Source organism: Quadrisphaera sp. DVD1 (assembly GCF_058932755.1).
Window position 1 is genome coordinate 1 of sequence record NZ_JBZYWI010000248.1, and the last position, 2021, is coordinate 2021.

At 76.1% G+C, this 2021-nt stretch carries 2 protein-coding genes; both read right to left on the reverse strand.

Features of this window, described 5'->3' with window-relative positions; all coding sequences use genetic code 11:
- Positions 1-222: 222 nt before the first annotated feature.
- Positions 223-774, reverse strand: a complete 552-nt coding sequence (locus AC5FZL_RS16530; RefSeq protein ID WP_493619967.1) for an RsiG family protein — start codon at positions 772-774, stop codon at positions 223-225.
- A gap of 310 nt (positions 775-1084) precedes the next feature.
- Positions 1085-1603: a nitrobindin family protein gene (locus AC5FZL_RS16535; RefSeq protein ID WP_493619968.1), complete on the reverse strand. Its 519-nt coding sequence runs from the start codon at positions 1601-1603 to the stop codon at positions 1085-1087.
- Positions 1604-2021 lie beyond the last annotated feature (418 nt).

The window sequence follows — 2021 nt, forward strand, 5'->3', positions numbered from 1 at the left end:
GACCCGGTGGCCGAGGTCGGCCATGCACGCCGCGTGCACCGCGCCCAGGTAGCCCAGGCCCACCACGCCGACCACGAGGGGTTCGGTGGTGACGGGTGCGGGGGTGCTGCTCACAGGGGTCCTCCTCAGGCCGGCCTCGAGACGGGGCCCAGTGTTACCTGCCGGACCAGCGATCCCCAGCACCGCCACCGCGGTGCTGGGCCGAACGGGGCGCGGCGTCCCTCAGGCGGACGCCGTGCGCAGGCGCCGGGTCAGCTCGTCGGTGAGCTCCTGCTCGACCGCCTGCACCTGGCGGCGGGTGGCCGAGGCGCGCCGCTCGACGTCCCGCAGCCGGCCGATGACGGCCTCCAGCTCGGCGTCGTCCAGCTGCGAGGGCGCGCTGGTGCGCACGTCGGCCGCCGCGAGCTCGGCCTCGCGCCGGTGCTCCCCGATCCGGCTGGGCTCGACGGTGAGGAAGCGCCCGCTGCCGCGCGTGGTGCGCGAGGGGTCGGCCAGGATGCGCGAGAGGGCCTCGACCAGCTCGGCGTCGCTGCGCACCGCACCGGCGGCGGGCGCCGGGCGCTCGCCGGTGCGGTGGGCCCGCTCGTCCTCGAGCAGGTCCAGGCGGCCCTGCAGCAGGCGGCGGACGTAGGACAGGTCGGCCTCCTCCTGCTGCGCGCTGTCGCGCCGCTGCCTCAGCGAGGCCTCGTCCAGCCCGGCGAGGTCGCGGACGAACTCGGGGTCGAGGACCTGGTCCAGCCGTCGCCGTCCCCCGGGCCGGTACTCCAGCGTCATGCCGCCGAGCGTACCGGCGCGCTGGGCCGTCCGGGGAGCCTCCGGCGTGGCACCTCAGCCGGGGGCCGCCCCGTGCCGATGCTCACCGCATGAAGCCTGGGCAGCGTGGCCTGGAGCGGACTCCGGGTGAGCTCTACCTCGACCCGGCCGTGCCGGAGCGCGAACGCGTGATGATCTCGTGCGGGGAGTGGCTGGCCGAGGCCACCCACGTGTGGACGGGGACGGGGTGGGCGCGGCTCGCGCCCTCACCCGTCCGTCCCGTGCCGCGCGCCCCGGCGCTGCCGACCGCGCGCGCGGCGAGCCGGTAGCGCTAGACGCGCTTGAGCCGGGCGGAGACGCGGGGGTGCAGCTCCTGCGTGGAGGACGCGACGTCCAGCACCCACAGCAGGTCGCCCTCGACCTGCCCGTAGGTGCGCCGCGCGGCGGTGTAGTCGGAGGCGCCCGCGGTGCGCACGACGGCGTCCGTCACGAGCTCGGCGCGCGTGCCGGCCGTGCGCCCGACGAACACCTCCACGACGCCGGTGGGGTGGGCCAGCAGCAGCTCCACGTCCACCCCCGGGCGCCGCGGGTCGGACTGCTCGGCCGCGGCGCGCCAGTAGCCGGACTCCGTGTCGAGCGGCTCCTGCCGCACGCCGTCGGCGTCGAGGCGCCACACCTGCGAGCGGTGGTGGAGGAACCCGCGGGGGTCAGGGGTGATCTCGACCTCCTGGCCGACCTGCGTCTCACCGGCCTCGGGCGAGGCGAGCACCCCGGCGCCCTCCCACCGGCCGACCAGCCAGGACAGGGGGACCAGGGACGCGGGCAGGGAGGCGTCGATCTCGAAGGGCACGTCGTGCTCCGCTCAGCAGTCCGGCGCCGGCCTCAGCGCTGGCCCTTGAACAGGCGCCAGACCACGAAGCCCGAGAACCAGGTGATGACGACGGCGCTCAGCGCCAGCAGGCTGGTGTAGAACAGCTCGAGACCCTCCACGGGGAGCAGGGTAACGCCCCCGCAGTCGAGGGGGCCGATCGGGCGACACCCCCCTCGAGACACGCTCTGTGAGCGCACGAATCCCTAGAGTCACCACCAGCGGTCCACCCGGTCCGCGCTGGCGACCTGGAGGACGGATCGATGACCGGTGCGCTGCTCGTGCTCGGCTCCTGGCTGGCCGTGTCGGTCCTCGCGAGCCTGCTGCTCGGCGCCGTGGTGCGCCGGGCCGACACGCGCCCCGCCCTGGCCACCCCCGGGCTCGCCCGCGCCACCTCGCC